This is a genomic window from Gordonia sp. L191 (assembly GCF_030077625.1).
GTDB lineage: Bacteria > Actinomycetota > Actinomycetes > Mycobacteriales > Mycobacteriaceae > Gordonia > Gordonia polyisoprenivorans_A.
Genome location: NZ_CP125996.1, coordinates 4,598,833 through 4,621,710, shown reverse-complemented (window position 1 = coordinate 4,621,710; position 22,878 = coordinate 4,598,833). Strand labels below are relative to the sequence as shown.

The 22,878-nt window shown below is 71.3% G+C and carries 13 protein-coding genes and 1 pseudogene; 5 read left to right on the top strand and 9 right to left on the bottom strand.

The annotated features are described in order from the left end of the window. Positions 1–2: 2 nt before the first annotated feature. Positions 3–1,199 (bottom strand): cell envelope lipid trafficking protein PgfA, encoded by a 1,197-nt coding sequence (gene pgfA, locus QNM97_RS20890; RefSeq protein WP_283820146.1) that lies wholly within the window; start codon positions 1,197–1,199, stop codon positions 3–5. Between pgfA and QNM97_RS20885 the strand changes: the two are divergent. Further along, positions 1,123–2,409 (top strand): annotated as a pseudogene (locus QNM97_RS20885) (acyltransferase family protein); the annotation flags it as partial. The gene pgfA and the pseudogene QNM97_RS20885 overlap by 77 nt on opposite strands. A gap of 59 nt (positions 2,410–2,468) precedes the next feature. Here the strand turns inward: QNM97_RS20885 and QNM97_RS20880 are convergent. From QNM97_RS20880 to QNM97_RS20860, 5 genes are all read right to left on the bottom strand, one after another. Further along, positions 2,469–6,806 carry an alpha-(1->3)-arabinofuranosyltransferase gene (locus QNM97_RS20880; protein ID WP_283820145.1) on the bottom strand — a complete coding sequence of 1,446 codons (4,338 nt, stop codon included), beginning with the start codon at positions 6,804–6,806 and terminating at the stop codon, positions 2,469–2,471. Positions 6,807–6,850: 44 nt separating this feature from the next. Beyond that, positions 6,851–7,051, bottom strand: coding sequence for a DUF2613 domain-containing protein (locus QNM97_RS20875; protein ID WP_283820144.1), 201 nt, complete (start codon positions 7,049–7,051; stop codon positions 6,851–6,853). A 68-nt stretch (positions 7,052–7,119) separates the two neighbouring features. Next, positions 7,120–7,623, bottom strand: coding sequence for a DUF8820 family protein (locus QNM97_RS20870; RefSeq protein WP_283820143.1), 504 nt, complete (start codon positions 7,621–7,623; stop codon positions 7,120–7,122). A gap of 65 nt (positions 7,624–7,688) precedes the next feature. Further along, positions 7,689–8,930, bottom strand: coding sequence for a DUF6745 domain-containing protein (locus QNM97_RS20865; protein ID WP_283820142.1), 1,242 nt, complete (start codon positions 8,928–8,930; stop codon positions 7,689–7,691). A gap of 112 nt (positions 8,931–9,042) precedes the next feature. After that, positions 9,043–9,630, bottom strand: a complete 588-nt coding sequence (locus tag QNM97_RS20860; protein ID WP_283820141.1) for a universal stress protein — start codon at positions 9,628–9,630, stop codon at positions 9,043–9,045. A 14-nt stretch (positions 9,631–9,644) separates the two neighbouring features. On the opposite strand from QNM97_RS20860, the gene QNM97_RS20855 reads away from it, so the two are divergent. Then, positions 9,645–10,853: a glycoside hydrolase family 3 N-terminal domain-containing protein gene (locus QNM97_RS20855; RefSeq protein ID WP_283820140.1), complete on the top strand. Its 1,209-nt coding sequence runs from the start codon at positions 9,645–9,647 to the stop codon at positions 10,851–10,853. Positions 10,854–10,884: 31 nt separating this feature from the next. Then, positions 10,885–11,439 carry a hypothetical protein gene (locus QNM97_RS20850; protein ID WP_283820139.1) on the top strand — a complete coding sequence of 185 codons (555 nt, stop codon included), beginning with the start codon at positions 10,885–10,887 and terminating at the stop codon, positions 11,437–11,439. Here the strand turns inward: QNM97_RS20850 and QNM97_RS20845 are convergent. The 3 genes from QNM97_RS20845 to QNM97_RS20835 form a co-directional block, all read right to left on the bottom strand. Continuing rightward, positions 11,408–12,961: a dynamin family protein gene (locus QNM97_RS20845; RefSeq protein ID WP_283820138.1), complete on the bottom strand. Its 1,554-nt coding sequence runs from the start codon at positions 12,959–12,961 to the stop codon at positions 11,408–11,410. The genes QNM97_RS20850 and QNM97_RS20845 overlap by 32 nt on opposite strands. After that, complete coding sequence (locus QNM97_RS20840; RefSeq protein WP_283820137.1) at positions 12,961–14,877, bottom strand: dynamin family protein; 1,917 nt, start codon at positions 14,875–14,877, stop codon at positions 12,961–12,963. The genes QNM97_RS20845 and QNM97_RS20840 overlap by 1 nt, the downstream gene beginning before the upstream one ends. A gap of 203 nt (positions 14,878–15,080) precedes the next feature. Beyond that, complete coding sequence (locus tag QNM97_RS20835) at positions 15,081–18,326, bottom strand: IniB N-terminal domain-containing protein (protein ID WP_283820136.1); 3,246 nt, start codon at positions 18,324–18,326, stop codon at positions 15,081–15,083. Positions 18,327–18,607: 281 nt separating this feature from the next. On the opposite strand from QNM97_RS20835, the gene QNM97_RS20830 reads away from it, so the two are divergent. Both QNM97_RS20830 and QNM97_RS20825 read left to right on the top strand, forming a co-directional pair. Continuing rightward, a complete protein-coding gene (locus QNM97_RS20830) occupies positions 18,608–20,434 on the top strand; it encodes an Hsp70 family protein (protein ID WP_283820135.1) in 1,827 nt (608 codons plus the stop codon). Beyond that, entirely contained in the window at positions 20,425–22,860 is a 2,436-nt protein-coding gene (locus QNM97_RS20825) for a helix-turn-helix domain-containing protein (protein WP_283820134.1), read from the top strand. The genes QNM97_RS20830 and QNM97_RS20825 overlap by 10 nt, the downstream gene beginning before the upstream one ends. Positions 22,861–22,878: the final 18 nt, after the last annotated feature.

The window sequence follows — 22,878 nt, the reverse complement described above, 5'->3', positions numbered from 1 at the left end:
GGTTACTCGCCCGCCCGACGCGACCCGATCGTCAGCACCAGCCCGCCGACCACGGCGACGACGCCGAGGACCGCGGCGGCGATCGGTACGACCCGACCCCAGATCACCAGCGGCGTCGACAGACTCCCGGCCAGATCGGACAACCGGCTCCGGGTGGCGTCGTCGTAGGCGAAGGTCGCCTGCAGATTCGTCAGGCGGAAGTCGCCGAACGCCGGGTCGGGGAGACGATAGGCCTGATCGATGGTGACCCGCTCGTCGAGGATCGTGCCGGTCGAGGTGTCGACCGACAGTTCCCACCGGGAGCTCTGATGCAGGGTCGCGGTGAGTTGTCGCGCCGGATCGCCGCCGACACCGAACCACGACGCCGGGCGCGTGATCCGGGTCGGCGGCGCGCCGTCGGGCACCCCGGAACGGGTGGCGTCGAGGTCGGTGTCGGGGACCTCGGCGACGAAGCGTTGCGCGCTGCGGCCGTCGACCTGCGCGTCGCCCTGGGGTGTCAGCGGCACCGACCGCCGGGTCGTCGGATCGAAGAAGGTGTGCTCGGCGACGCTCACCCCGAACGGTAGGACGTAGGTGTAGCCGGTGCGGTCCGGCGCCGCGACCGGCACCGCGTTGCTGTCGTACTGGATCTCCGAATTGCCCTGCGCCCCGTTGCTGTTGGCGCCAAGATCGGGTGTCGCGGAGCGGCGCGAGAGGGTCACGCGATCTTTGAACGCCGACAACGTCGGATCGGTGCACGCCGACTCGCCCGACGCGGGTGGCACCTCGGATCCGGGGCGGGCGGCGTCGGCGTCGGCGATGCGGCCGTCGAGCCAGATGCGGTCGCCCTGCACCGACGTGCCCGCCTGCAGGGTGATCACCCGTTTGTCGGCCGGGCGGACCGCGACCACGCGTTGCTGCCGGACCAGCGTGGCCGGCAGCGTACGTGCGGTCGGGGTGTTCAGCGAGCAGCGATCCAGGATGGTGGCAGTCGGAGCGGGCGACCCTGATTCGCCCTCGGCACCGGTCGGGACGCTGGTGGCGACGGTGGTCACGTCGGTTGAGAGTGGAATGAGCTCGAGCTGGCCCACCAGCAGTGTCGGCAGCGCCAGCGCGGCCGCCAGGAGGAATCCGCCGAAGAAGATGATGGTCGGCCCGAGCAGGTCGCGCGTCGACCAGCGGCTCGGGCGGGGGCGGTCGTCGGCGCCGGGCTCGGGCATAACGGCGAGCGTACGCGGTCACCACACCCGCCTCAGGACGGCTACGGTGTTCTCCAGAATGTCCACCCAGCCCACGCCCGATGCCACAAGCACCACCCGCGCCCCGTCGACCGGGCCCGCTCGCTGCGCTCCCGGCGCCCCGTCGACCGGGCCCGCTCGCTGCGCTCCCGGCGCCCCCGAATACCGGCGATTCTTCCCGCAACTCGAGGGCATGCGTGCGGTGGCGGCGCTGGGCGTCCTGACCACCCACGTCGCCTTCCAGACCGGTGTGGTGAGCACGCCGGTGATCGGCCCGATCCTGGGCCGGCTCGATCTGGCCGTCGCCCTGTTCTTCGCGTTGTCGGGGTTTTTGCTGTGGCGCAACTGGGTGGCCGCGGCGCATCGGCAGGCTCGCCCGCCCTCGGTGCGGCGATATCTGCGGCACCGGGTGGTACGCATCTGGCCGGCATACGTGGTGGTCGTCGTCGTGGTACTGACGCTGCTGCCCGAGGCGCGCGGCGCCGACCTCACTGTCTGGCTCGCCAATCTGACGCTCACCCAGGTGTTCGTGCCGCTGTCGCTGACCGCCGGACTGACCCAGATGTGGAGCCTGTCGGTCGAGGTGGCCTTCTACCTGCTGCTGCCGATCCTCGGAGCCGCGTTGATGTGGTTGCGCGGAGCGCGGGTGAGCGCCCGGGTACCCGCACTGCTGGGTCTCGGCGTGATCAGCCTCGGCTGGGCCTGGGTGGCCCGGGCGCTGCCGCTTCCCGACGGAACCGAGCCGACGAACTGGGTGTTCGGTCACCTGCCGTGGTTCGTCGCGGGCTTGGTCATCGCCGAGGTGGCCGGCGCCGCCGACTTCGGTGAGCAGTCGAGGATCACCCGCGTCATCGAGCGCATCGGTGCCCGTCGGTGGCCGATGCTGGCACTGTTCGTCGTCTCCTACGGTCTGGCGTGCACGCCGATCGCCGGACCCACCGGGCTCGGCGTCCTCGCGCCGTGGCAGTTCGCCGTGAAGATGGCGCTCGGCGCGCTGTGCGCATTCGCCCTGCTCGCACCCCTGGTATGCGAGAAGCCGTTCGGGAACTCGCCGCGGGTGCGAGCGCGGTTCCGATTCCTCATCTCACCGGTCATGGCGGCGTTGGGCCGCTGGTCCTACGGCATCTTCATCTGGCACGTCGCAGTGCTCGCCGTGGTGTTCCCGCTCTTCGGGATCGTGCCGTTCTCCGGCAACACGATCCTGGTGTGGTGCCTCACCGCGGTGCTCTCGATCGGGATCTCGGCGGCGAGCTACGCCTTCGTCGAGGAACCGACCCGGGACTGGTTGCGCCGTCGCGAAAGCGCGCGGCGGGCGCGCAGCCGCGAGAACCAACGCCGTACCGAGGCCGGCATCGCCGAGGAGATCACCAGCGACACCGCGACGAACGCCGGCAACTGAACCCACCACGAGAAGCCGTGGTACCCGGTCGTCGCATGCCAGGGCCCCGACGCCAATCCCACCGTGGCGAGCATCATCGCGACGAAGCAGGCGACCACGATCACCCGCGACCGGGCGAGTACGACCGCCGCCCCGGCGACCACGCTGATCAGCACCGCCCACCATCCGGCGAACAGCCACGACGCGGCCAGCCAACCGAGCGCACCGACGCAGGCCACCGCCGTACCGCCCACCGCCGTACCGCCCACCGGCGCAACGGGAACCGGAGCGGGGGGCAGGCCGGCCCGTTGTCGCCACGGGAGGAACGCTGCTGCGAAAAGTACTGCGAGCAACACGAATCCGACGATCAGCGACCATCGGTAGACGCTGTCCCACCGGAACTTCAACGTCACCGTGCCGGATGCGCCGGCCGGAACCTGCCACCCCTGCTGCCAGCCGTCGACGACGACGGGATCGAGTGTACGACCGCCCAATTCGGCCACCCATCCGGGATTGGCGCTCTCCGGCACCGACAGAATCCGGGCGGTCGGCGCAGCATCGACGTGCACGCTGCGCGCAGTCGACTGCCACTGCTCGACCTTCGGACGGGTCACGGCACCGGCGGCCGTCGCACCGGGCATCGCGGTGTTGCCCAACCAGGTGGTGTCGACGGTGAACGCCCGCCCCGGATTCACCGACAACTCCTGCTCGCCCGCGGGCAGACGGATCGGCGCCGATGAGCACGGGCGGGCCACCACCGGCTCCCCGTCACGCAACGCGGCGGCGGTGGTGTGTACCGACAGGCCGATGACCTGACCCGACACCGTGATCCCGATGCCTGCATCGCAGCCGATGTCGATGGGCCTGCTCAGTGGTGGCGCGGTGGGCGGGGCGGGGGAGATCGTGATGTCGGCGATGCCGACCGGTGCGCGACTGGCGAATCCGAGACTGTTGACGTCGAGGAGGTCGGTGCGGTCGAGCATCGTGAGGGTGATGCGATCGGTGACCGCCGGCCGCAGACCGACGACGCCGTCGGCGCCGACGTGGACCCGTTGGGGGCCGGTCCCGAGATCCACCGCCACCTCGGTCGGCGCGGCCGGATAGCCGCCGGCGGGCGCGAGGATCCGCAGACTCTGCACTTCCTGCGGTGCCGGCAGCGTCAGGGTCAGAGTGGGTTTGTCGCCCTTCTTGGTGGGTTCGGCTGCGGTCCATACGGTTCCGGGGTCGCCATCGACGGCGGCCTGGCTCGACCCGCGCGGATCGTTGACCTCTGACGCCCCGGTCGCCCGCACCGTTGCCGGCGTGCGCAGCAACGCGTCGAGTCCGTCCCCGGGTGTGGGTCGCAGCACCACCGCGGGCGTGACGTCGACGCCGTCGGGGACCGAGAGCGCGCGCGTCATCACCCCCGGTGTCTCGGGACTCAACCCCAGACCCGACGCACACAGCACCCGCGCCGCGGGTGAGTCGTCGTCCGGGCCACCGGGTTGGTTCACACACGTGGAGCGCCCGGAGAGTTCTTGGGTGAGAAGCCATCCCGCCACCGGTGTACCCGGTGCAACCCGGGGTAGGACGACGCGGTGGCGGATGGTCAGCGGCAGCCCGGACGCCAGATCGATGACCCCGACCTCGCCGAGCGCGAACTGGTTTCCGGCGCTGCCGTCGTCGGTGGCCGAGGCGCGGATCTGCACCCACCGGGTCGGTCCGCTCGGTGCGGTGACCGTCACGGGCTTGCCGGGTTGGAGACCGGAGACCATGGTCGACCCGGCCTCGGTGGTCACCACGATCGACGAGACGTCCGGGCCGAGTGCCTTCGCTGTTGTCAGTCGCAGGGCGAGATCGCTTCGCGGACGGTCGAAGTCGAGGCGCATCCACTGTCCGACCGCCGAGGTGAGACCCGCCGACGCCCACGCCGTGGAGGGATCGCCGTCGAAGGCGGCGGCCGCGGAGTTCGCCGGTGAGGTCTGCCCGGGCTGGGTGGCATCGGCCGCCGACCCCGACGTCGAGACCCGCACCCCGTCCGGCTGGTTGTCGAGAAGCCACTGCCCTTCGGTGAGTGGTTGTCCGGCAACGGGATAATCCGGCGCCGCGTTCTGCGTCCGGCGCGGATCGCCGGGCGCACGGATCGCCGAGCTGTGGTCGTCGACGCGGCCGAAATCGGTCTCGCGGTCGGCCGGGGTGTCGGTGAGGATCACCGGCGCCGACGGCAGGTCTGCGCGTTGTGCGTCAGCCTGCATCAGTGTGGGGCCGGCAGGTGGTTCACCCAACCGTGCCCGCAGATCCGCCAGTGCGGCAAGCGCTTCGGGACCTCCGGCGACACGCGGCATCGACGCGGCATCGGTCAGCAACGGACCCGTTCCGCCCGCCGCGTCGACCCGGTAGATCTGGATTGCGCGCATCGGTGGGCGTAAACCGTTGTCGCGCACCACACCCTTGGCGCTGGGTTGGCTCACCAGCGGACCGAACGACGCGGCGCGGGTCAGGCCGGGTGACCCGTCGAGGGCGTGCTGGGCCAGCAGCGGACGCGCCGACCGCGAGGTGTCGGGGTCGAGGTCGGCGCGTAACACGACGAAGCCGATCCCCTGATCGGACAGTGTCGCAGCGAGCCCCGGCGATGCCCGCCCGTCGGCCAGATCGCGCTGAACCGAGTCGAGAGCCCGGATCGCCCCCGGCGGCGTCAGCGGGATCGCGTCACGGATGGCCCACGGGGAGTCGGCAAGTGGTTGCAGTGGCTCGTCACGCGTCAATCCCCACAACTGGTCGGCCGATGGTGCGCCCGGAACGACAAGCGCCCGTTGTTCGACGCCGTTCGGGGAGACACCGCCCTGGGATACACCGTCGTGGGCGTGCGCACCGAGCCACGACGCGGTCTGTGTCCAGTAGTCCGGGATGGCGCGATACGCGCCGTCGGGGGCGAGTTGGCCGGTCCACATCAGCGAGCCGGCGCCGGCCGCGGCGACGAGGACGACCAGCGCCGCGGCCACCGGCCGTGATCGTTGCGGATGTGCGAACGCCCCCAACCACTCTCGGGCGGGCGCCGACCCCGGCAGCGGAACGCGCGCCAACAGGTGTGCGACACCGAGCACCAACGGCAGCCGGACGAACGGCTCGAACTTGTGGACGTTGCGCAGGAATGCGCCCGGGCCGTCGAGGAACACCCGGACCGGCTCGGCGATCGGTGACCCGAGCCCGCCCGCGTATCCGGTGCACATGAGCAGCAGCCCAATCGTCAGGATCGCGATCCAGCGTCGCCGATACGGCATGTGCCGCATGCACAATCCGGCCAATCCGGCGGCGGCCAGGGTGCCGGTCGCCAGAACCGCGGCGGGCTGGGTCACCAGCACGGCGCCCGCCACGCGTTCGGTGGAGATGAACGGCGTCCATGAGCTCGTGCCGCGCAGTACCTCGGTCAGCGACGTCCACTCGGTGGTCACCCGCGAGGATTCGATGAAATCCAGGAACGGCGGCGACACCCGCGACAGGATGAGCAGTGGCACGATCCACCACGCGCACCCCAGTGCCAGCCCGGCCGCCCAGGCAACCCCGAAGCGCCACCACCGGCGCACGTCGGTGCGTACGCACAGCAGAAACCACACGACCGCGACGCCCAATGCCGCGAGCGTGGCGACCGCGTTGACCGCGCCCATCAGCGCGACGGCCACCGCCGAGCGCATCGCGTGCCGCCACACGGGCGTGTCGTCGCGGCGATCCAGCGCATGTACCACCGGCAGCAGCACCCAGGGGGCCAGCATCATCGGCAGTGTTTCCGACGAAATGGAGCCGATCGTCGTCAACACCCGCGGCGACAACACGAAGATCGCGCCGGCCAGCAGACGTGAGCCCATCGATCCCACCGCCAGCGCCTCGGCGAGACGGACGAGACCGACGAAGCCGACGAACAGGAGCACCGCCCACCACAGCCGCTGGGTCACCCACGGCGCAAGACCGATCAGCTCACCGGCCGCGTAGAACGCCCCGTGCGGGAAGAAGTAGCCGTAGGCCTGGTTCTGCACCTGGCCCAGCGGTGCCTGCGGCGTCCAGAGGTGCACCGCGCGCGCGAGGAAGCCGAGCGGGTTGGCGGTGAGGTCGAGTTTGGTGTCGGCGGCGGTCAGGCCGGGCGACTGCAGGAACGAGACGACCAGCGCGACCAGCGCGGCGACGGCCACACCGCGGCGGTCGAGCGTGCGCTGCGCGGCCGGGTCGCTCGAGCTCACTGCGGCCGGGTCGCTCGAGCTCACTGCGGCCGGGTCGCTCGAACTCACTGGCTGTCGCCGGAGCCACCCCGTGATCCGTAGTCCACCGAGCCCTGCACGAAGCCGCTGTTCGGAGTGATGTTGTTCAGGTCCGTCGACGGGCTCGTCTGCGCCGACAGGACCCCGCCGAGGAGCACCGCGCCGAGTCCGACCAGGATGCCGGCAACTCCGGCGACGGCTCCGGCGATCAGGCGGTTGTTGCGCATGGTGGCCAAACTACCATCGGCGCGCAGAGCGCTCGCGTGAGTGCGCGGGCGCCTCGCCGTGCCCGCGTTCAGTCGGCAACCAGCCGGGACCCGTCCAAGCGACTGAATCGGCTGAACGGCCAGGCGAGTCCGTAGAGCTCGTCGGCCGCCTCGCGTTGGCGGCGGATGACGTACCGGCCGGGGGCGATCCCGCTCGCGCCGTGCTCGGGATGCAGCAGATAGGCAACCGACGATGCGTCGACGACGCCGAGGGTCAAGCCGTCGCCATCGACGAACCATCGCCCGGTCCAGGTGCACTCCCCGTCGGCGAGCAGGGTGTGCGGGTTGCCGCCGCCGGCGCTACGGAGGATCTCGATGCCTGTCGGCGGCACCGGTGTGGGCGTCATCGACGCCCCCGACCGCGCCTCGGCGGCGGCGACCATGCGCCACGGGACCACGAGGAGGTCGCCCTGCGCCTGCAGCCCTGCGGTGACCGGGATGGTGAGTGCGGTGTCGAGGTGATCGAGGACGCCGAGACCACTCTGCTCGGTGAGTTCGGCGAGGGTGGTGGTGGCCGATGCCGGTGAAATCATGTGTGTGTCTCCCGTGTGTTCTGATGCGGTGGTGTGTTCCGGTGCGGTGGTAGGCGGGATGCGCCTCAGGTTCGGCGGACGAGTTGGGCGTAGTCGGCGGCGTCGAGACCGTAGGTCCAGGCCGCGGCGGTCAGCGCGGTGGGCACCCAGCCGGGCACGTGGATGCCGTAGCGTCGGCGTCGGCCGTCGCGTTCCCGGGAGCCGTTGGTCACCAACAGGATTCGTTGATTGGTCCGCCATTGCCGTGGGCTGGCGTACAGCGTGAGAGTGGCCGCCTCGTTACCGGGATCGTCGGACTCGTCGATCAGCTGCATCCCGGCGTCGTCGATCCATTGATCCCAGCCGATGCGTTCGATCGCGGTGCGGCGGATCTCGATGTTGCGTTCGGCGGCGATGCGTTCGGGTGTCGGATCGTCGATCACCCACTGCGGCACGATCGTTCCGTGAATGGCGTGGACGGCACAGCCGTCGGCGTAGGCGACGGCGCGACCGTCGTCGGAATGCAGCCGCCGTGTGCCGTGCGGGCTGTGCGGGATGGGTTCGGTACGCACCGATACGGGCCGTTCGGCAAGGACGCAGACGTCGTCGAATGCCCACCACCACCCGGCGGAAACGGCTAGGGCCGTGGTGATCTCGAGGAGTTCGACCTCGCCCGGCGGCAGCCGCACCAACCCCCATCGGTGGACGACGAGCCCGAACGCGCTGCGATGCGCCTCATGCTGACCGAACCACGTGCCGACGCCGGGCATCACCGGCAGCGTCGACTTGATCGGACGGCCGATGTTGTCGAAGAGGCTGGTGCGCAACGAGTCCCGGATGGTTTCCCGGATGACGTCGACGACGTCGGTCCCGCTCTCGAGTGCCTCCGCCGGGCTCAGGGTCTGTGTGCGTCCGGGGCTCACGTGCGGATTCGGAAAGGTCGGCGTCAGCCGATCGAGACGCTTCTCGACGGCGTCGCGTGAGCGTGTGAGCATCGCGGCGATCCGATTGGAGGCGTCGTCACGTCCGGGAGCTGTCGTGGTGTCGAGCTTCTCGGTCCGGATGGACCGCACTGCTGCGTGCGGCGAACTCTCCCAGATGAATTGTGGGGGAGGGTGTTTGGCGATCCGGTAGAGATCGGAGATCGCGGCTTCGGTGGTGGTGCGATCGGCCCGCCGGGTGTCGAGTCCGTGCTCGAGCCAGGCCTCGCGGGTGTGGATCAGGTGGTCGGCGATCGCCGACGACTCCGAGTCACCTGGTGGTGTTGGTGGAAAATGATTGCTGGAGAGTATCTTCCGGCGATCGATGCCGGCTGGGTGGAACGGCACGGGGCTCACGCGAGGGAGGCGGTGGCCGCCTTTCCGGTAGTCATGACTGTCAAGGATGGCACCACCGGCGCGTGAGCGCAAGACGCCGCGGGGATCACGGTGTCACCTGGGATCACGGTGTCACCGGAAATTGCTTGTCGCACTTGGCCGGAACGATGAACACCGGTCGGTGGCAGTGCTTCAGCACGCGGCAGGCCACATTGGATCGCAGGAGCGCCTTGAGTCCGGAGTCGCCGCGGGTGCCCGTCACCAACAGGTCGACGTCGAGGGCATCGGCGGCGGCGACCAGGGCACCCCACACCGTCGACTCCACCTCCACCAGCGTTCCGGTCGCCTCGAGGCCCGCGTTCCGCGCCATCTCGACGCCACGCGTGTTGGTCTCGGCGGCCTCCGTGCGCAGGGCATCATCGACGTCGAGTTCGAGCGGAGAGGTGTCGACGAAGGGCTGGATGCCGGCCGAGAGACTCGACAGCCGGGCCGGATTGAGCGTGCCCGGCTGCCAGGCCGTGACCACGTGCGCTGTCGTCGCCCGCAGGAAGTGGGCGGCGTAGGTGATGGCCCGTTCGGAGTTGGCGCCGCCGTCGAACGCGATCATCACCGACTGGGGAACCGGACCGGAGCCGGACACGGACTCAGCCGGGGCGGAGTCGATCCGCGCGCCCTGCTCCCGGTGTCGAGAGTCCATTGCCCAAGGGTACATGCAACACTCGTGCCATGGGCCCAACTCGACGACGCCGTTTTCGCCAGGTTCGTGACCTGATCGCGCTGGTGGCGGTGACCAGTATCGCCGTGGTTGGCTGCGGCACCGATTCCTCCTCGTCGGCCGCGCCGACATCGTCGAGCGCGTCCTCGTCGGCGTCGACGCGGTCGTCCCCGCCCGCGTCGACGAGTGCCGCCGCGCCCGTCGGTTGCGGTGCGGCGACGCTGGCGAAAATGTCGCTGCGACAGAAGTTGGGTCAGTCGATCGTCGTCGGCGTGACCGGAACCGACGACGCGCTGTCGTTGGTCAAGCGAGAGCCGGTGGGCGGCATCTTCATCGGCAGTTGGACCGACAAATCGATCCTCACCGACCAGGGCGCCCTCGAGAAGGTCACCGCTGCCTCGTCGATCCCGTTGATGGTCAGCGTCGACCAGGAAGGCGGCCGTGTCTCCCGGTTGTCCTCGCTCGGTATCGACAGCCCGTCGGCGCGTGAACTCGCGCGCACCAAGACACCCGAGCAGGTCCGTGCCCTCGCGGCGAGTGAGGGCAAGAAGATGCGGGCGTTGGGTATCACCGTGGACTTCGCCCCCGACGCCGACGTCAGCGACGAACCCGACGACGCGGTCATCGGTGACCGCTCGTTCTCCGACGACCCGGCCACGGTGGCCCGATACGCCCAGGCGTTCGCCGAGGGACTTCAATCCGCCGGCGTGATGCCGGTGTTCAAACACTTCCCGGGGCACGGGCACGGTTCGGGCGACTCCCACCTCGGTGTCGTGCGTACGCCGCCGCTCACGCAACTCGAGCGCAGCGATCTCGTCCCCTACCAGACGCTGCTGGCGAATCCGGGAAACGCGGCGGTGATGGTCGGGCATCTGATCGTGCCCGGACTCACCGTCGGCGACACACCGGCCAGCCTGAGCGTCAACGCCATGCGCATGCTGCGGACCGGGCAGCCCTACGGCGGCCCGGCCTTCGACGGCGTCGTCTTCTCCGACGACCTGTCGGGGATGGGTGCCATCACCCAGCGGTATCCGCTGCCGCAGGCGGTGCAGCGCTTCCTCGTCGCCGGCGGCGACATCGCCCTGTGGATCACCACCGACAAGGTGACCGCCGTCCTCGACAGCCTCGAGTCCGCGGTTCGTTCCGGGCAACTGCGCCAGTCGCGCGTCGACGAGTCGGTCGTGCGCATCCTCAAGGCGAAGGGACAACTGCGGTGCTGATGACCGCCGGAGGAAAGCGGGGTGAACCCGCATGAGTGATCCCCACCCGCCGCATCGGCCACCGCCACCACGTCCGCGCGTTGCCGTCACCCCGTTGGCGCAGCCTCCGGTCGTGCGCACGCGTCGCACACATCTGGCCGTCGGGTTCGCGGTGCTCGAGGTGGTCCTGCTGGTCGTCGCCGCGGTGGTGGTGCTGATGTCGCGTGACGCGTTGACGACTGCTCTGCGTGCCGAGCTCGCGGCCGACAATCAGGGCGCGAGTGCCGCCGATGTCTCCACCACCGTGTCCATCGCGCTGCTGGTCGCCGCGGGTGTCGCGGTGCTGGCCGTCGTCGCGGCGGTCCTCGGTGCGCTGCTCGTGCGTCAGGGTGCGGCAGCGGCTCGGCCCGTGCTGCTCGGCTCGGCGGCGCTCGTGACGGCGCTGGCGGTCGCGTGGATCCTGACGACGAATTCGCTGCCCGCCGATACCGATACGGTCCTGCCGATGGTGTGGGTGTCGCGCTATCTGCCGTCGGCGGCGGCGCTCGCCGGAGTTCTCGCGGGTGTGCTGGCCCTCATTCCGGACGGCGGTGCGACCCTGCGCTGAGGGTCGCACCGGTGGCCCGGCTGATGGGCGGGCCGGTCGACGGGTCCGGCCGTCCGAGTTCGGCGAGGATGCCCTCGGCGCTGCGCACCGCCACCGTGGCCGCGTCGACGACCTGCGGATCGGCCAGCGGATGTGCCGCTCGGGTACGCCACCTGCCGACCGCGGCGATCGCCGCGCCGCGCACCTCATTCGGGGTGGCGTCGTGCGCAAGTCCGAGGCGCACAGACGGATACACGCCCCGGTCGCCGACGAGTCGGCTCAACTCGTCGAGTGTCTCGGCGGGCAGACCGATTCGTCCGGCCCGCACGGCGCCGATCAACCGCAGCTCGCGGAAGCCGTGGGTGTCGGCGAGCGCACGTCGCACCGACGAACGCAGTTGGGCTGCCGCGGGTTCCGGGCTTCCGGCGAGGATTCCGTCGAGGGTCCGCAGAGCCGAATGCGACTTGAGCTGCCAGGCCCGCTGACCGAATTGCACGGTGATCAGGGAGCTGAGGTCCGAGAGACCGCTGCGCGCCAGCAACTCCGCCGACAGTGCCGACGACGTCGTCGTCCCGAATCGGATCAACGTCACCGCCAGTCGGATGCCGAAGACGCCCAGCCGGTCGGCCAGGGCTTGCCGGGCCTGCGGGTCGACGGTGGGCAGGATGTCCGGGCGGGTGAATCGGTCCATGCTCAGCAGCGCTGACTCCAGATCGTCGGCGGACACCGAGGCCAGTGCGAGCAGCGCCCGGAACTCCCTCTCCCGCAGCGTCTGTGCCCCCAACGCCAGCAGCCCCGACACCGGGAGGACCGAGTGACACAGGCCGCTGCGGGTGAGTTCGCCGGTCAGACGTGCGGCGATCTCCTGCGCCGACAGCATCGCATCCACCCGCCCGGCGCCGAGTTCGTCGGCCCGGGAGACCACCCCGACGACCCCGAGCGGACCGGCCGAGGAGCCCATGGCCGCCGTGATCCGCCGCAGCATGGCGGAATCGGCGGCGGTGAGCGTGCGCAGCAGATAGACGACCGCATCCACCCGAGGTCGCCCGTCCTCGGGTGCGAGGAGACGTTCGGTCGACGCCGACAGGTCCGACGACAACGACGCCAGCCCCGGGGTGTCGACCAGCGCGCGATGCTCGAGCGCCCGTGTCGGCCAGGTGACCTCGATGCGATCGAGACGATCAGCGGTCAGGGTCCCGAGGTCGAAGCCGAGCCGGCCGTCGATGCGGGTCACCGGAACCGCAACGGCGGCACCGTCATCGACGCATGCGGTGACCGACGCCGTGCGGCCCCGGCGATACCAGGTGACCACCCGCGTGCACTCGGTGGCGTCGGTCGGCGCGATGTCCTGCCCGACCAGGGCATTGAGCAGGGTGGACTTGCCCGCCTTCAGCGAGCCGGTGAGCGCGATCCGCAAGGGCGCGTGGAGTTGTCGTTCACACTCCTCGACTCGATCGAGTGCGCGTCGATCGCCGGCCATGGCCGTGCGCGCGGCCGCGATGAGGTCGGGAGCCTGGGGAGTGCGGCCGGGTGCGGGACTCATCAGGCGGCCGGTCCGGTGATCTGGTTTCCGGTGATCTCCTCGGCCGCCCGACGCAGCGCCGCCACCGCCGACAACTCGCTCTCCAGCGTCGCCACCCGGGTGGCGCGCTCGGAATCCTCCAGTGCCGCCGCCGATTGCGCGGCGCTGAGCGACTCGTTGATCGAACGGGCCGCCTGTTCGGCGATCTCGGCGAAGTGATCGCGCAGGATACGCTGCATCGTGCGCAACCGGTCGCGGGATTCCTTGCCGACCTGGAAGCTGACGTCGTCGGTGAACGACCGCACCACCACCTTGGCCTTGTTGCGGCGATCGGCGAGCCGGGCCTGCTTGTCGTCGCGATAAGCCTTGCTGCCCAACAACAATCCCGCACCCACCGACACCGGATTGATCAGCGCCATACCCATCATCGTGGAGATCAACCCGAACATCAGCACGCCGCCGTAGGAGCCGCGCATCCCGACGATCACCTTCTGGGTGATCGACATCGACGACGTGTTGGGCGCGCTGAGCTCGGTGACGGAATCGAGGATGCCGTCGACACCGGCGATGTCGATGGCCGGCAGATCGGCGTAGCCGGCCTCGGCGAAGTGCTCCGCGAGCCGCTCGGCCAGCCACACCGAGCGTTCATGCGCCCACACGAAATTGTCGCCGACCGCGGTCGCGGTCTGATCGATCAGCCACTCCGACAACCGATCCCAGTCCTTCTCTGGATCGCCGTCGTCGATGGCGCGCTCGGCCTCCCGGGTCACCGCCCGCAGCCGGTCCCGCAGGTCGTGATCGATGTCGGCGGCCAGGTCGGAGATCCCGTCGGTGAGGGTCTGCTGCCAGTGTGAGGACGACCGACGCAGTTCCTCGGCCTTGGCCCGGGCCTCGCGCAGACCTCGCACCGCACGATCGGCGGTCTCCGGATTCTTCAGTGCCGCAAGCTCACTGCCCAGGGTCAGGGCCAGATGCTCGGAGACGGTCCGCAGGTCGGTGCCGGCCGCGGTGCGCGCGGACCGCCGTGCCGAGGGCACCACGGTTTCCCGGAGATACCGATAGAGGTTGGCGAAACCCGCCTCGGCATTGAGTTGTTCGTCGCCGAGACGCAGGGCGTGGGCGCGCATCGTCGACGAGACGGGAAGCAGCGGGATGTCGATGCCCGCGGTCTGCAGGTGTCCGCGGTCGGCGTCGGCGATCCGACGCCAGTGCGAGTAGAGGTCGGTCTTGGTGAGCAGGCAGGCCACGGTCGGGCACAGATCGACCACCTGACGCAGAAACGCCATCTCGGGTGCGGTGAACTCCTGGCTGGCGTCGGTCACCATGAACACCGCATCGGCGGCCGCGACCATTCCGAGAGTTGTTGCGGCATAAGGATGTCCGTGGCCCCCGACGCCCGGGGTGTCGATCACGACGAGTCCGTCGGCCAGCAGTGGTCCGGGCGCGGTGATCTCCAGTCGCATCACCTCGCGTCCCTGGGTGTGGGTGCTGGAGGGGGTGACGGCGGTGACCTCGTCGAAGGGGATCGGGATCGGCTGGTCGGTGCCGGCGACCACCAGCTGGGCGGCGGGCTGCTCGGCGTGGGAGATCAGCGTGGGCACGGCGGTGCTCTCGTCGTCGCCCACCGCGCACACACCCAGGTTCAGCAACGCGTTGACGAACTGGCTCTTGCCCTGTTTGAGGTTGCCGACGACGACGATGCGCAGTCGGGGATCGGAGAGTCTTGCGTGGGCGCCCTGCAAGCGGGCGGTCAGGTCGTCGCGCCGGGTCTGTGCCGCCAGTGCCGCGACCCGACCGATGAGATCGGCGATCGTCGATCCGGTGGGGCGAAGATCGGAGGAAGCGGGCGCGGCGCCGTGCGGCGCGGGAGTATTCGGCGTGTTGTCTTGTGGCGCGGCCGGATACATGACCTGTTGTTCGGCGGATGTGTGCGACATGGTGCTCCCACGGTAGCCCGACCGGTGCCTTCGGGTCGCGGCATCCCGGTGAGAAAGCGAAGACCCTTTCCCTGCCCGCGGCTCCGGTCACGCGGGCAGGGAAAGGGCAGGGGGGATGTGGTCGGTGATCCCCGAGGAGATCACCGACCACCATCTCCTCGGCGGCGCGAGCCGTGAGGCCACGCGCGCGACGGTGGACGTCGTCAGCCGCCGAGAAGTCCTTCGTGGCCCCCGATGCCGTGTCCGGCATCGGGATGCGGGGTCGTGGACTCGGTGCCGGAATCGGCGCCGGTCAAGCCACCTCCGAGGCCGCTCTCGAGTCCTCCGGACAGGCCCGAGGTGAGATCGCCGGTCGCGTGGGTGGTGGCGTCGAGGGTGTGGCCGAGCGGGTTGTCCGCGGCCGCGGAACCCGTTGCGCCGGAATCGGTTGCGCCGGTCCCCAAACCTCCGGCCGTCAGATCGGTCGAGCCCGGATCGGCGGTGCCCGGATCGGTGGTGCCCGGTCCCAGGCCGATACCGTTCGCGCCGACCTGGGCGATCGATCCGAGTGCGCCGTGGCCGCTTTCGGTGACGGTGCCCTCGGTGGTCGTCGCGTTCTGCAGGCCGGAGAGTGCTGTACCGGCCAGGCCGTGACCGTCGATCGAACCGCCGGCGTCACCGCCGGTCAGCCCACCGAGGTGCGAGCCGATCTCGCCACCGAGCCCGCCGGCGGCCGCGCCGCCCCCACCGAGGCCCAGACCACCGGTCAGATCATTGCCGACGTTGGTGGGCCCGGTGCCCAGATCGGTGCCGGTGCCGATGCCCGACTCGCCGATACCCGCGCCGGTGAGTCCGGCGCCGCCGAGCGCGCCGAGGCTGCCGCCCAACGCCCCGTCCACCGTTGCGCCGAGGTGGTGGCCCGCGTCGGACGTGCCCGTCAGTCCCAGTCCGAGGTCGGGCGTGTGGTTCAGATCGGTCGAGAGCCCCAGACCGCCGGTGAGGTCCGAGCCGGCGCCGGCGAGGCCGTCGGCGATCGCCGCGGTCTGCAGGGCTGCGCCACCGCCGGCGGAGATCACACCACTGCCGACGATGCCGTTCTGGCCGAGTGTCAGGGCGGGCTGCGCGACGGCGACGAGGTCGGCGTCGACGATCCGGTCGATGCCGCCGCCGGCTTCGAGTGTCGAGGTGAGGCCCGCGGTGATCGACCCGGCCTGGCCGGTGTCGAGGTTCAAGGCGCCGCCGAGCGCCGAGGTCAAAGCGGTGCCGAGATCGGCGCCGTCGACGAGCGAGCCCGCGACGGCGCCGCCGAGGTCGCCGCCGAGGGCCGAACCGAGGACGGCCCCGAACGATCCGCCGAGCGCGGAGCCGATCTCGCCGCCACCGCCGAGTGCGGAGGACAGCGCGCCGGACAGCTCACCGGTCGTCGCGGTGAGCGCCGCGGAGTCGAGGCCCCCGATCAGCCCACCCCCGACCAGTCCACCACCGGCGAGCTGATCACCGAGTGCTGCGTCGAGGGCGCCCCCGAGTTGCCCGATCAGTGCCCCGTCGACGCCCAGAGCGGTACCCAGGTCGGCCGCGAGGACCTGCCCCAATGTGGCTTGCGTTGCGCCGCTGAGGCTTCCGTCGATGCCGGTGGCCGCGGCGAGCATCCCGCCGAGCGACCCGCCGAGCGCGGCGGCGAGGTCGCCGCCGAGTCCGCCGACGGCGCCGAGTTCGGTCGCCAGCCCCCCGGCGAGGCCACCGTCGAGCAACGCCGACAGTTGCGCGCCGCCCACCCCGGCGGTGTCGAGCACCCCGGCCAGCGCGCCGCCGAGATCGAGTGCGGTGGAGGCGCCGAGCGCCGAGCCGAGCGTGGCGCCGAGGGTCGAGTTCAGGGTGGCGCCGAGCGCGGTGTCGAGGCCCGCGCCGGTGGCGAGCAGGCCGCTCACGGTGCCGTCGGCGTCGATTCCGCCGGCGAGCGCGGCACCCAACGCGGCACCGAGGTCGCCGGCGACGGCACCGCCTGCGCCCAGGGTCGAGGTCAGGCTTGCTCCGAGAGCGGCGCCCAGGTCGGTGTGTGCGTCGAGGGCCGTCGCGAGTCCACCGGACAGGGCCGTGGAGATGCCGCCGGAAAGGGCGGAGTCGAGTGCGGCCGTCAGTCCGGCGCCGCCCGCGCCACCGATCCCGAGTGCCGCGGTCAGTGCCGCCGACATCGCGGTGCCGGCCCCGGCGCCCGCGGTCAACGCGATGCCACCGGCAGCGGCTGCGCTGCCGGCCAGCGCGGCGCCCAGCGCACCGCCGAGCCCGGCGGCCACCGAACCGCCGGCGGCCAGACCGGTCGCGAGTGCACCCGACAGGGTGGTGGTCAGCTCGCCGGCGAGGGAGGCGACGGCGCCGGCGTCGAGAAGTCCGGTCAGTTCGGCACCGACCTCACCTGCCGCGGCGAATGTGCCGGTCAGCGCGGTGCCCAGCGCGGCCGACGCGCCTGCACCGAGGTCCAGGACACCCGAGAGACTCGCACCGAGTGCGGTGGCGGCGTCCAGGCCTGCGGTCAGTCCGGCCGCGAAGTCGGCTCCGAGGGCTCCGCCCGCACCGAGCGCGGCACCGAGGGTGGCGCCCAGCGACGCGGCGAACGCTCCGGCGATCTGGCCACCCGCGGTCAGCCCGGCCGACAGTACGGCGCCGAGTTCGGCACTTCCTGCTCCCACGAGACCGGCACCGACGGACAGCACCGCGGTGAGCGAGGACGACAGTTGGGCGGCGAGCTCGCCGCCGAAGCCCAGCGCACCGATCAGCGTCGTTGCCAGGTGGCCGCCGATCTCGGCTCCGCTGCCGAGTGCACCCCCGACCAGGGCGTCACCGCCGAGCAGCAGGTCGAATGCGCCGCCGAGCGCGGCACCCAGTTGGCCGGCGACTGCGCCGCCCGCGCCGACGCCTGCGGCCAGGGTCGCCGCGAGTCCGACCGCGAGTTGTCCGGCGAGGTCCAGCTCGGCGAAGGCGATGCCGCCGAGATCGATTGCGGTCAAGGCGAATCCGGAGAGATCGGCGCCGCCGACCCCGATGCCGCCGAGGACGCTGCCGAAGTCGATGGAGCCGAGAGAGAATCCGCCGACGTTCACACCGCCCAGCCCGAGACCACCCAGCCCAACACCACCCAGCGCTGCGCCGCCGAGGCCCAGTCCGCCCAGTGCTGCGCCGCCGAGACCGAGTCCGCCCAATGCCCCGCCGCCGATGCCCAGCCCGCCGAGCGCCCCGCCGCCCACAGCGCCGCCTGCACCCACAGCGCCGCCTGCACCGGCGATGGCGCCGAGCGCGCCACCGGTGCCGCCGCCGGCGACCAACGGTGCCGCCGCGGCCACCTCGGCCGGGCTGACCCCACTGAGTCCGGCCGCGGCGAGCACGGTCTGCGGCGATCGGCAATACCCCTCAAGGGCTTCGTCGTCGCGCAACAGCCCCAGGATGAAGTCGAGAACGGCATTGTTGCTGCTCATGGGAAGTCTCCTCAAATGACATGCGGTGGATGACGACCACGCTATGGCGACCGCCGGGCCGGCACATCGGGGAAAAATCCCCCCTTGCCCGGCCACCCCCTGACACGCCCGGCGAGGGGGTGTTCCCCCTACGGCCCATGCGCCGGGTGACCAATGCGGGGAAAATCCCCCATCTTTGCCCCGTCGGCTAACGACACGCCGGGCTGTCGCGACATGATGAGCAGTGTGACCTGCGGGTCACCCGGCGCGTCCACGCCGGTTGAGGAGACTGAGGAGAGACGATGACCGTCGACATCCGGCATGACGCGACACCCGAGCCGGCCGGGGGTGTGGGCGATCATGAGGCGGCGACCGCGTTGGCGATCGGCATCAAGATCGGCACCGACCTCTCGATCGCGGTCGGTGCGTACGCCGACGGCTGGGCGGGTACCGTCACCCGTCCGACGGTCGAGCTCGCCGGACGTGACGACTTCTTGCATCGCATCGGCGATCCGGTCGGTCTCGTCGACGCCGCAGGGGATCCGGTGTTCGCCGAGGCGCTCTACGCGCAGGCCGTCCATCGGCTGCTCACCGAGATACTCGATGCCACCGGCGCGGACCCCCAGACCGTGCATGTGACGTTCGCGGTCCCCGACGGGTGGTCTCCGGCGGTGATCGCCGACGTCGGCCGCGCGGTGCAGGCGGCCACCGGGCTCACCGCGGACCGCTGCGACTGGACGAGTGCGGCGGTGACCGCGGTGACCGCCGCCGAACACAGCACGGGGGCCTTCGCCGACGGTGATCCCGTCGTCGTCTACGACTTCGGTGCGTCCGCCACCACGGTGACGGTGCTCGCCGCCGGCACCGATCCGACACCGTTGACGCGCCCGCTGACCTCGACGCTGGTGAGCGGCCGCGACATCGACCGGCTACTGCTCGATCACACCCTGGAGGCCACCGGGCTCGGCCACACGTTGGGCGCCTCCGTCGACAATCTCTCGATCCTCGCCGACCTCACCGAACTCCGCGGGCGCTGCCGCACCGCGAAGGAGCGGCTGTCGACGGATACCGGTACCGCCGTGGACATCTCGGTCGGAGAGCATCGCACGCAGGCCCGGCTCGTGCGGGAGGACGTCGACGAGCTGGTGCGTGGGCCGGTGCTGGAATCGGTGAGCCTCGTGCGCGACGCGCTCGCCGCCGCGGGCGTCAATCCGCGTCGGGTGGCGGCGATCGTCGCGGTCGGCGGCGGCTCGTCGGTCCCCATCGTCTCCGAACTGCTCGAATCTGCACTGCACATCCCGGTGATCCTCGACCCCGATCCGTCGGGCGCCGCCGCGGTGGGCGCGGCGTTGATCTCCGCAGACTGTCTTGCTGCGGACCGTCTTGCCGCTGCCGGTGGCCCCGACGACGCCACCGCGCTGCTTGCCGCGGCCGCGCCCCTGCCCGCACCCGCCCCGATCCACGCCGTCGAACCGGCACCGGTCTCCGAAAGTGCTCCGGCGCAACGCCTCTCCAATCGCAAGCGCGGTGTTCTGGTCGCGCTCGGTGTGGCGGTCATCGCGGTGTTCACTGCCGCCGGATTGTCGGTGGGTACCGGACTCGTCGGCTCGACCAAGCCGGCGACACCCGCGCCGGCCGAGGGTGCGGTGCCCAGCGGAGCACACGGGGCATCGACCCCCGCGCGATCGACGGCGGCGTCCGCCGCGGCCGGTGGCCCGACGACGTCGAGGTCGGGCGGTGCCGCCGCGACGACGGGAACCGCCGGGCGCACTGCCACCACCGGAGCGCCCACCTCGACGGCCGCCGGTGCCCCGGCCGCCTCGAGCGGCGCGCAGCCCGGTCAACCGGCCGCGTCCACCGCGGCACCGCAGCCGTCGACCTCCAACGGGGGTACCGACAACGGTGGCGCGACAAACGGGGGCACGGGCAGCGGTAGCGGCACCGGGAACACCGACACCGGCGGCACCGACGACGGCTCCGGCGGTGGTACGTCGTCCGGCGGCTCCGGCTCCGGCAACAGTGGCTCGGGTGGCGGAATCGGTGGCGCGGTGCGCCAGTTGCCCGGCGACGTCCTCGGTGGCGTCGGTCAGATCACCTGTGGTCTCGTCGGACTTCCGGCGTGCCCGTGAGCGAGGGCCTCGCGGCCCCCGCCGTGGCGCCTCTGCCCGCCGATGATTCCGATCCCTGGGCGCTCCGCGTCGTCGACGAACTCGGCCACCACGATTGCGGTCTCGATCTCGCCGTTCTGGTCGGTCCGCCCGGCAGCGGCCGGTCGCGGGCGCTGACGAGCCTCGCCGAACGCCTGCGTGCCGCCGGTGCGCGGGTCGTCGTCGGCATCCCACGGGATGCGCAGACGCCCGACACCCACGGTCGCCGGCCCGTCGTGGTCGCCGACGACGTCCATGCCTGGCCCGTCGCGAGCATCGCCCGGTTGCGTTCGGCGCTCGACGACGGTCACCTCGCCGTGCTCGCCGCGACCGAGAACAGGTTGCGCGACACCATGATCACCGGTCTCATCCAACGGTCCCGTCCGGGTGGCGGAGTTCGCGTGTGCACTCCGGTGTCGACCGCGTGGGTGCTCGATCGTGCCCTGCTGCGGCGCGTCGACCTCGATCCGACGCAGGCCTCCCACATCCGACGCACGTGCGCGGGTGCACCGGGCCTCATCGACGAGATCCTCGTGACGCTGGCATCCGAGTTCGGTGCGGCACATCCGGATTCGCCTCCGCTCAATCCCGTCGAGAGGGCGGCGGTGCTCGCACGGAAGGCGTACCGGCGGCGCCTGGAGCATCTCGATGACGCCGTGCTCGGCGCCCTCGCCGTCGCCGTCGAGGGCAACGGGCTCGACACCTCGGTGGTCGCCGAGGTCCTCGACATCGACGAGCAGAGCGCGATCACCGCGGTCGACCGGGCTCGGGGCAGTGGTCTGCTCCTGAGCGCCGACACCCTGGTGCCGACCGCTCAGGGGCCGCTGGTGGAGACGCTGGGTCCGGGGCGTGTTGCGCAGGTACGGCGCGCGAGCGTGGTGCGCCGCATGGGAGTCGGGTCGATCTCGCCGGGTGATGCGATGGCCGCAGCGGAACTGGGTATTCGTGAGCCCCGGGTGAGTGCGGCGCTGCTCGAGGCGGCGGCCCGGGCGTCGGCGTCGGAGGCGGAGGTGCTCCTGACCGCGGCCGCAGGCGCCGGTGGTGATGCGTCCGAGATCGCCATGCGCCGAGCACATCTGGCGCTGGCCGCCGGTGAGGTCCACCGTGCATCACAGATTGTCGACGAGATCATCGGAGCTGCAACGAGTCCCGCGGTCACGCACGTCGCCCCGACCGTTCTGGCGGCGCGGATCGCGCTCGCCGCCGGCCGGCCGTCGCACGCCGCCGACCTCATTCGCTGGCTGGGCCCTAAGTATGCTGCGACGCAACCGATCACGGCGGTCCGCGCCTTGCTCGACGTCGGGGATCGCGACGCCGCCGCCCACTACCTGACCGATACCGGTGCGGCGCCGACGGCCGCGCGCACGGCGCAACGCGACGCGCTGCGAGCCCTGTTCGGTGAGCCGATCGGCGGCGCTACGCTCGACGGACTGCTGCGGGCGCTGCCGATGTTGACCGATCGTGACGACATCGCGTGGCCCGCGCTGATGCTCGCCGTGCAATCCGGGGATGTCCTCGCCGCCCGGGTGGTGGCCGACGAGGTCTTCGACGCCGACCGCCGTGATCTCGCCCTGCGGTGGATTGCGCTGCTGCTCGATCCGCACACCGCGGCGGGCGCGCCGACGCTTGCGCCGGTCACGCCCACGCCCGCCGATCGGGTGCGTGCGGAGGTCGCCGCGCTCGGCCCGCTGCCGACTCCCGGCGGCTGCGGACAGACACTGCGTGCGGCGGCCGCCGTCGAGTTCGGGCTCGCCGACACCCTCACCCTCGGCGAGTTGTGGCTGTCACTCGCCGCAGCGGGCGAACAGGCGCGCGTACGGGGTCAGGTCGCCGCATTCGACGAGGTCGTCGCCGGAATCGGAACCATGAGCGGTTGGGCGGTGACGTGGAACTGGTACGCGATCCGCGCGTGCGCCGCCGCCGGCGACCGGATGGGCACCGAGGACCGGCTCGCCCGGCTCGAGACGGCACTGTCGGCGAATCCCGGCGACGAGCGCACCGCGACCCTGGCGGCGGCCGCGCGTGTCGTGCACGATCTGGCCTTCGCCGCAACACCGATCGACGATCCGCGGGTGGTGCAGGCCCGCGCCGGACTGGTCGCCATCGGCGCACCGACGGACGCCGCCCGTCTGTGCGCCGACACCGCCGCACCCGACCTGTCGAGCCCGCGTCTGACGAGCGCCGAAGCGCCATCCCCGCAGCTCAGCCCACCATCGGGGCCGTTGACCGATCGTGAGGCGCAGGTGGCCCACGAGCTTCTCGCCGGCTGCACGTACGCCGAGATCGGCGCTCGGTTGTTCATCTCGGCCAAGACCGTCGAGCATCACGTCGCCCGTATTCGCCGGCGCTTCGGAGGTGGGTCTCGATCGGAGGTCCTCGCCGCGTTGCGGGCGGCTGGTTACCGCTGAATCTTACTGAACGGTAAG

Bases quoted from the DNA above. Each gene is read 5' to 3' on its own strand.
- pgfA (WP_283820146.1), bottom strand. From the start codon at position 1,199: ATGCCCGAGCCCGGCGCCGACGACCGCCCCCGCCCGAGCCGCTGGTCG.
- QNM97_RS20875 (WP_283820144.1), bottom strand. From the start codon at position 7,051: ATGCGCAACAACCGCCTGATCGCCGGAGCCGTCGCCGGAGTTGCCGGC.
- QNM97_RS20870 (WP_283820143.1), bottom strand. From the start codon at position 7,623: ATGATTTCACCGGCATCGGCCACCACCACCCTCGCCGAACTCACCGAG.
- QNM97_RS20860 (WP_283820141.1), bottom strand. From the start codon at position 9,630: ATGTACCCTTGGGCAATGGACTCTCGACACCGGGAGCAGGGCGCGCGG.
- QNM97_RS20855 (WP_283820140.1), top strand. From the start codon at position 9,645: ATGGGCCCAACTCGACGACGCCGTTTTCGCCAGGTTCGTGACCTGATC.
- QNM97_RS20850 (WP_283820139.1), top strand. From the start codon at position 10,885: ATGAGTGATCCCCACCCGCCGCATCGGCCACCGCCACCACGTCCGCGC.
- QNM97_RS20845 (WP_283820138.1), bottom strand. From the start codon at position 12,961: ATGAGTCCCGCACCCGGCCGCACTCCCCAGGCTCCCGACCTCATCGCG.
- QNM97_RS20840 (WP_283820137.1), bottom strand. From the start codon at position 14,877: ATGTCGCACACATCCGCCGAACAACAGGTCATGTATCCGGCCGCGCCA.
- QNM97_RS20835 (WP_283820136.1), bottom strand. From the start codon at position 18,326: ATGAGCAGCAACAATGCCGTTCTCGACTTCATCCTGGGGCTGTTGCGC.
- QNM97_RS20830 (WP_283820135.1), top strand. From the start codon at position 18,608: ATGACCGTCGACATCCGGCATGACGCGACACCCGAGCCGGCCGGGGGT.